Source organism: candidate division WOR-1 bacterium RIFOXYB2_FULL_36_35 (assembly GCA_001771505.1).
Taxonomy (GTDB): domain Bacteria; phylum Margulisbacteria; class WOR-1; order XYC2-FULL-46-14; family XYC2-FULL-37-10; genus XYB2-FULL-36-35.
In genome coordinates this window covers 1-6,820 of the sequence record MEUA01000051.1, presented here as the reverse complement: position 1 = coordinate 6,820, position 6,820 = coordinate 1, and the positions used below count along the sequence as shown (strand labels likewise).

9 protein-coding genes and 1 pseudogene are annotated in these 6,820 nt (G+C 34.9%); 8 read left to right on the top strand and 2 right to left on the bottom strand.

The window, feature by feature from the left end:
• Window positions 1–13: 13 nt before the first annotated feature.
• The 4 genes from A2290_04820 (at window position 14) to A2290_04805 (ending at window position 2,576) form a co-directional block, all read left to right on the top strand.
• On the top strand, window positions 14–484 hold the full coding sequence (locus A2290_04820) for a pantetheine-phosphate adenylyltransferase (protein ID OGC13566.1): 471 nt from the start codon (window positions 14–16) through the stop codon (window positions 482–484).
• A gap of 89 nt (window positions 485–573) precedes the next feature.
• Window positions 574–1,044 carry a hypothetical protein gene (locus A2290_04815; protein ID OGC13565.1) on the top strand — a complete coding sequence of 157 codons (471 nt, stop codon included), beginning with the start codon at window positions 574–576 and terminating at the stop codon, window positions 1,042–1,044.
• On the top strand, window positions 1,037–1,753 hold the full coding sequence (locus A2290_04810) for a ribonuclease PH (protein ID OGC13564.1): 717 nt from the start codon (window positions 1,037–1,039) through the stop codon (window positions 1,751–1,753). Before A2290_04815 ends, A2290_04810 begins: the two co-directional genes overlap by 8 nt.
• Window positions 1,754–1,856: 103 nt before the next feature.
• Window positions 1,857–2,576, top strand: coding sequence for a spore coat protein (locus A2290_04805; protein OGC13567.1), 720 nt, complete (start codon window positions 1,857–1,859; stop codon window positions 2,574–2,576).
• Here A2290_04805 and A2290_04800 read toward each other — a convergent pair whose 3' ends face one another.
• Window positions 2,577–3,437 carry a hypothetical protein gene (locus A2290_04800; GenBank protein ID OGC13563.1) on the bottom strand — a complete coding sequence of 287 codons (861 nt, stop codon included), beginning with the start codon at window positions 3,435–3,437 and terminating at the stop codon, window positions 2,577–2,579. It abuts the gene before it with no gap.
• Between the two features lie 158 nt (window positions 3,438–3,595).
• On the opposite strand from A2290_04800, the gene A2290_04795 reads away from it, so the two are divergent.
• From A2290_04795 to A2290_04780, 4 genes are all read left to right on the top strand, one after another.
• Complete coding sequence (locus A2290_04795; GenBank protein ID OGC13562.1) at window positions 3,596–4,015, top strand: hypothetical protein; 420 nt, start codon at window positions 3,596–3,598, stop codon at window positions 4,013–4,015.
• The gene (locus A2290_04790) at window positions 4,008–4,313 is read left to right on the top strand and encodes a hypothetical protein (protein ID OGC13561.1); all 306 of its coding nucleotides are present in this window, start codon (window positions 4,008–4,010) and stop codon (window positions 4,311–4,313) included. The genes A2290_04795 and A2290_04790 overlap by 8 nt, the downstream gene beginning before the upstream one ends.
• Window positions 4,314–4,511: 198 nt before the next feature.
• On the top strand, window positions 4,512–5,471 hold the full coding sequence (locus tag A2290_04785) for a dTDP-glucose 4,6-dehydratase (GenBank protein OGC13560.1): 960 nt from the start codon (window positions 4,512–4,514) through the stop codon (window positions 5,469–5,471).
• Between the two features lie 93 nt (window positions 5,472–5,564).
• Entirely contained in the window at window positions 5,565–6,260 is a 696-nt protein-coding gene (locus A2290_04780; GenBank protein ID OGC13559.1) for a hypothetical protein, read from the top strand.
• Between the two features lie 64 nt (window positions 6,261–6,324).
• Here A2290_04780 and A2290_04775 read toward each other — a convergent pair.
• Window positions 6,325–6,820 (bottom strand): annotated as a pseudogene (locus tag A2290_04775) (hypothetical protein).

The window sequence follows — 6,820 nt, the reverse complement described above, 5'->3', positions numbered from 1 at the left end:
AAAGGGAGTTTTGATGAAAAAAGCGGTATATCCGGGAAGTTTTGATCCTATAACCAATGGGCATCTTGATATCATAAAAAGGGCGGCAGAGATTTTTGATGAGGTATGTGTCGCTGTGATTTCCAATCCTGATAAAAATGCCTATTTTTCATTGGAAGAAAGACTTCAAATGTTAAAAGAGGCCGCAAAAGATATAAAAAAGGTAAAGGTTGATTATTTTGATGGTTTGCTTGTCGATTATGCAAAGCATAAAGGGTTTGAAGCTATTATCAGAGGATTAAGAGCTGTTTCTGATTTTGATTACGAGTTCCAAATGGCGCTTACAAATCGTCAAATGAATCCCAAAATTGAAACTGTTTTTTTGATGACCGATTACAAGTATTCTTATTTGAGTTCTAGCATTGTAAAACAGATAGCCCATTTTGGCGGGGATGTTCACAATCTGGTACCGGAAAATGTGGCAGAGAGACTAAAAAAAAGTTAACAGTTTACTGTGTACAGTAGAGGCAAAAATACTGTAAACTGTTAACTGTAAACAGTACACTATATTATATATTGAAGGGGGGAATAAAAATGGAAGTGTTAGGATTGTTAGATAGTTTGGAAGCTACTATTCTTGAGGGATTTAAAGTTCCAATGTCCAAAAAGGTCATTGTTAATGAAGAACAGGTGTTAATGCTCATAGATAAAATTCGTTTAGTTATACAAGGCGGATCTAATTTTGCAAAAAAAGCCATAAATAGAGATCATGCAATCAGAGTCTCTCCTCCCGCAAATTTTGAAACAAAAGAGACTGTTGTAGTGGAAGAAAAACAACCAGCCAGCCCATCTTCTTCAACTAAAGAGAGAAGCGCAGAAATAGTTCAGGAAGCTTATCAAATTGCCCAACAGGTTCGTGAAGGCGCCGACAAATATGCGGATGAAGTTCTATCCAATTTGGAGCTTACTTCCAGTAGAATTTTAAGAACAATTAAGGCTGGAAGAGATCGGCTTAGCAAAAATGTCCAAGGTAAAGAGACAATCTCCGACAAAATAAATGTCTAGAAATTATAATAGAAAAACAAATCAGCCAAGGCCTGTAAAAATTACAAGGAACTACTTAAAACATCCCGAAGGGTCTGTTTTAATTGAAGTAGGTGATACAAAAGTTATTTGTACTGCGTCTGTCGAAGAATCTGTTCCTCATCACAGAAAAAATACAGGACTTGGGTGGATTACGGCTGAATATTCTATGCTTCCCCGCGCAACGGATCAAAGGATGAAGAGGGAAAGGGGCGGGCAGGTAAAAGGGCGAACCCAAGAGATACAACGTTTAATTGGAAGGGCTTTAAGGGCTGTGGTTGATTTTGCAACTTTAGGTGAAAGATCAATTCATATAGATGCTGATGTCATTCAAGCAGATGGTGGAACTCGTACAGCTTCAATAACAGGCGCATTTGTTGCGATGTATGATGCAATGTTGTATCTTAAAAAATCAGGAAAGATAGATAAAATCCCAATTAGAGAATTTTTAGCTGCCATCTCTGTCGGGATTGTAAAAGGAGTTTGTGTTACAGATTTGGATTATTCTGAGGACTCGACTGCAGAAGTTGACATGAATATTGTCATGACAGAAAGCGGAAAACTTGTTGAAGTTCAAGGGACAGCTGAAGAAGAACCTTTTTCACAAAATCAGTTAAACGAATTAATTGACTTGGCAAAAAAGGGGATACAGAAAATTATCAAAGGGCAGAAAGAGACCCTGGGAATTTAGCCCTCACCCAGTTATAGGTATTTTAGAAATTGGCAAGAAATAACCCTCTCCCAGAGGGAGAGGGAGTTTAAGGAGTTTTGAAATGGCGGGAAAATCTGAAAAGATAAGAGGGATTATTCTGGCTGGTGGGACGGGGAGTAGGCTTTATCCTTTGACTAAAGTTACAAACAAACACCTCTTGCCTGTAGCCCGCAAGCCGATGATTTATCATCCGATTGAAAAGTTAATATCTGCTGGGATTACAGACATTCTCATCGTTACAGGTGTTGAACATATGGGGGATATTGTTACTCTTTTGGGGAGTGGCAAGGAATTTGGATGCAAGTTTACCTACAAAGTGCAGGATGAAGCGGGAGGGATAGCTCAAGCGTTGGGGCTTGCGCATGATTTTGCGCATAAAGATAAGATGGTTGTTATTTTAGGAGACAATCTTTTTCAAGATGACCTGGCTCCTTTTGTTGAGAAGTTTTCAAAACAAAAAGAAGGGGCAATGGTTTTATTAAAAGAAGTTAATGATCCTCATCGGTTTGGGGTTGTTGAATTTAAAAATGGCAAAGTTATAAATATCGAAGAAAAGCCTAAAAAGCCTAAGAGCAATTTTGCTGTAACAGGAATATATTTTTTTGATTCAAATGTTTTTGATATTATTTCAAATCTTAAGCCTTCGAGGCGTGGGGAGCTTGAAGTCTCGGACGTAAATTCGGCCTATTTAAAAAACAAAAAGCTCGAATATTCCCTTTTAAGCGGCTGGTGGTCAGACGCGGGAACATTTGAATCGCTCGAGCGATCTACTCTTTTAGTTGAAGGAAAGATCAGGTTATAATTACTTTCTTATCGGCGTAACTCCGGCTAATTCTCCGATAACGTTTACAAGTTCGGCATTTGAAGGTATTACAACTTTAGCGTTATTTGCCAAAGATTTTTCAACTGTTTCCAGCTTTTTTAAAAGTTGGGCATTACCTACAAAGTACTGATCTGCGGAGGAATTGACAAGTTTAATAGCTAAAGCTTCACCTTCAGCTTCTAATATTTTTGCTTGTTTTACGCCTTCTGCCTTTTTAATTTCTGACCTTCTCTGACCATCGGCCACAGTTTCAGTAGCAGTAGCAAAATCAATAGCCGCGATTTTCTCATTTTCAGCTTTTACAACCTTATTCATTGTTTCTTGAACATCTTTTGGAGGATCTATCTCTTTGAGTTCCGCCCTTACAATTTCCAACCCCCAACTATGCGTCTCTTCCCTTAAAGTTCTTTGCAATTCACTGTTTATTTTCCCTCTTTCGCTATTGGCTGACTTTAAAGTCAGGGTTCCTATGATATTTCTAAGGGTGGTTCTTGCTAAGTTTACTATTTGGTTTTTATAGTTATTGACATGATATTGAGACTTTTTTACACTCTCCTCATCATCTTTAACTTTAAAATAAATCTGCGCGTCAACTTTTGCGTTCAAATTATCATTGGTAATTATCTCTTGAGGTTGGGCATCAACCATGATTTCCGTGATATCAATAACATAAATATTATCGATTATCGGGATAATCCAGTTAAACCCTGGCATTGCGAACCTTTTATATTTTCCAAGCCTTTCAACAAGACCACGGCTTGTCGGCCTTACAATTCTTATCCCGGCAAAAAACAAAAACAATAATAACAGAACAATAACAACTATAATAGCTTGCAACATAATATCCTCCTAGTTTAACCTTCGAGCCAACTGCATTATTATATCACGGGCTCATAGGATTTTTATTTAAAACTAAAAACACTCCAAAAAATTTGCTTGATTGTGTGATAAAATAATGGGTATTAATAGTAGTTAGATTCTAAAAGGAGTGCGTTTTTATGTTAGATTTCACAAGTTTAATTCAAGCTATAAATTCTTTGCAATCCTCATTAGCTGTTGCTTGTTCGGAAAAAGAGATGTCCTCAATGAGTGATGCCGCTAAAGATACTATAAGAGCTGGTGTAATCCAAAATTTTGAATTTACTTATGAATTGTGCTGGAAATTTATGAAGCGATGGCTTAGTAATAATTTAGGAAGTGTTTACATTGATGGATTAAATCGTAGAGAATTGTTTAGAATAGCGGCTGAGCATCAGTTAATTAAAAATGTTGAAGAGTGGATGGAGTATCATGATAGCCGCAATGAAACAGTCCATACTTATGATAAAACGACAGCTCAAGAAGTTTTTGAATCTGCGCAAGAATTTCTAAAAGATGCTGAGCAGTTATTACAAAACTTAAAAGAACATAATGATTAATGTTGATAAAAAATATCTTGAAATTATTAAAGATATATTGCAAAAATATGTTCCAAAATGTGAAGTTCGTCTCTTTGGATCACGATTGACTAACAAGATAAAAAAATATTCAGACATGGATATAGTTATTGTTGGTAAAGAAAAAATTAAACGCCAAACACTGATTCGATTAAAGGAAGAATTTGAAAACTCGGATATTTCATTTAGAATTGATGTCTTAGATTGGCATAGAACTTCGGATTCTTTTAAGAAGATTATCGAAAAAGAGTATGATGTAATACAAAACCCGTCAATTTAGTTTGAATATATGCTAAAAGAAGTCAAAGATTTTATGAAGGATAAACCATGGGCAAAATAATCTTTTTATGGAAATAAAGAACTGTTAGGGTTGGTTGAGATTTTGGTTGCACATTGGAAAGAAAAAGAAAAATCAATAGATGTTTATAAATGGGATGGCAAAAAATATTCTTTTATTAGCAGAAAGGAAGGATAATATATGAAAATTTTAATAACAGGTGGTGCGGGTTTTATTGGAAGTAATTTTATAAGGTATATTCTTCAAAAGTATCCTGACTATTCTATTGTCAATTTTGATAAATTAACTTATGCAGGAAATTTAGAAAACCTTTCTGATGTCGATAAAAATCCACATTACAGTTTTATAAGAGGTGATATTTGCGATCCTGTTGCTGTAGAAAAGGCGATTGCAGGTGTTGATGCTATCATCAATTTTGCGGCAGAATCTCATGTTGATCGTTCGATTGTTTCCGCAGGCTCTTTTGTTCAGACCGATGTCTATGGAACCTATGTTCTTCTTGAAGCTGTGAAAAAAAATAAAATATCTAAGTTTTTACACATATCAACGGATGAAGTTTATGGAAGTATTAAAACAGGCTCTTTTACTGAAACAAGTACTTTGGCTCCAAACAGTCCATATGCCGCAAGTAAAGCTGGTGGAGATCTTATCGTGAGGGCCTATTTTAAAACTCATGGACTCCCTGTTTTAATCACAAGAGCTTCCAACAACTATGGTCATTATCAATATCCTGAAAAGTTTATTCCACTTTTTATAACAAACGCACTTGAAGGAAAGGAGCTTCCTCTTTATGGTGATGGCAAAAATGTAAGAGACTGGCTTTATGTTGACGACCATTGTTCTGGAATCGATGTGGTTTTCCATAAAGGGAGGCTTGGGGAGGTTTACAATATCGGTGGGGGAAATGAACGGGAGAATATCGAGATAGTGGATATTATCTTAAAAGAACTTGGTAAATCAAAAGATATCGTAAAATTTGTGAAAGATAGGTTGGGGCATGATAGAAGGTATTCGTTAGGGATTGAAAAAATTAAAAAAGAGTTAGGCTGGTCTCCGAAGGCCAAATTTGATGAGGCGTTGATTGCGACGATCAGGTGGTATGTTGATAATAGAGGGTGGTGGGGGAGATTGAAGAACTGAGAAACTAAAGAACTGAAGAACCGAGAAACTAAAGAACGGAAGAACCGAAAAGAGAAAAAAACAAAACGGGGAAAAATTTAGGTGCGAAAAGAAATGAATATAAAAATAATTATTACTTTATTTATTACTCTATTTATTGTTGGGATTTTGTTGTTGCCAAATTATTATAATAGAAATATCAGCTTAAAAACAGAAAACGACTTAACACATGAAATTAAGAATTTGCAATTACATTTAAATGAATCAGAAGAGATATATTTTAAGAAAATAAATGAGATGGATTTAACAAGAAATTATTCATACCAAAACATCATATATCTTATGAATTCCATTGATTCAGTAACTCTTTCTAGCTTTGACCCGTTTATAGAAGCAATAGAAAACAAAATTAGCAATGATATAAACCTCGAAATAAATAATCAATCGGTAAAACCAAACTATGTAAAATTTTCAGTGTTTAAACCAGAAAATTATAGCCTCAATTATATTTATGCCGATGATACGATTCATGTTCGTGAAATTAGACATTTTCAACCAATTGCAGTTAATAAAAACTCAAAAATTAAGTTAAGAATAAACAATGATTTTGCAATATTTGATGGCATGTATATCGGAAATACCGGACAAATGCATTTAACCGGATATAAATCAATTAGTAAACTAAAGAATGATAACGGTTATAGCTTACCTAAGAATATTAATATAAACGATGAGATATTGTTTGCTTTTATAAAACATAAAGATTTCGATTTCTATGTTAAATTAGTATGGTTCATCAAGGTGGTTTAATAAACGATCTATAAGATTAAAAACAGTCGAGACTGATTGGAAAAGAAGCTTTTTTTATTACTTCCTAGTCTATTGTCCCTTTTAGCAGACGAAGTTGTTCTTTTAACCCTTCCCAAACCATGTTGGAAATTAAATCAAAAAATGGTCTAGGATTTCCGTCTTTTTGGCAGGTTTTGACGATATCTATATAACTTAAGCGGATTGTAGGTGGAATAACGGTTATTACATAACCTGACTTAAGTAATGCCAAATTCATAAGGAGCCTTGCAACACGGCCGTTTCCATCAACAAAAGGATGAATGTTTACAAATTGATAATGCAACCATGCGGCAAGTTCTATAGGATGAAGTTTTTTTCTCCGGGTTTGAATGTTTTTAATAAAATCTTTCATCAAAGTTGAGACCACTTCAGGTTTTGGAAAAGCATAATCTGTGCCTGAAACAAAGACCTGTACTCTGCGATATTTTCCGGCATTGTTTTCATCTATTTTCTCATAAAAAAGACGGTGCATTTTTAAAATATCATCTTCCAGAATATCTTTTTGGTCTTTTGCAAGATCA

What these genes read in the sequence shown, in the direction of transcription:
- A2290_04820 (OGC13566.1), top strand. Translation starts at nt 14, where the DNA reads ATGAAAAAAGCGGTATATCCGGGAAGTTTTGATCCTATAACCAATGGG.
- A2290_04815 (OGC13565.1), top strand. Translation starts at nt 574, where the DNA reads ATGGAAGTGTTAGGATTGTTAGATAGTTTGGAAGCTACTATTCTTGAG.
- A2290_04810 (OGC13564.1), top strand. Translation starts at nt 1,037, where the DNA reads ATGTCTAGAAATTATAATAGAAAAACAAATCAGCCAAGGCCTGTAAAA.
- A2290_04800 (OGC13563.1), bottom strand. Translation starts at nt 3,437, where the DNA reads ATGTTGCAAGCTATTATAGTTGTTATTGTTCTGTTATTATTGTTTTTG.
- A2290_04795 (OGC13562.1), top strand. Translation starts at nt 3,596, where the DNA reads ATGTTAGATTTCACAAGTTTAATTCAAGCTATAAATTCTTTGCAATCC.
- A2290_04790 (OGC13561.1), top strand. Translation starts at nt 4,008, where the DNA reads ATGATTAATGTTGATAAAAAATATCTTGAAATTATTAAAGATATATTG.
- A2290_04785 (OGC13560.1), top strand. Translation starts at nt 4,512, where the DNA reads ATGAAAATTTTAATAACAGGTGGTGCGGGTTTTATTGGAAGTAATTTT.
- A2290_04780 (OGC13559.1), top strand. Translation starts at nt 5,565, where the DNA reads ATGAATATAAAAATAATTATTACTTTATTTATTACTCTATTTATTGTT.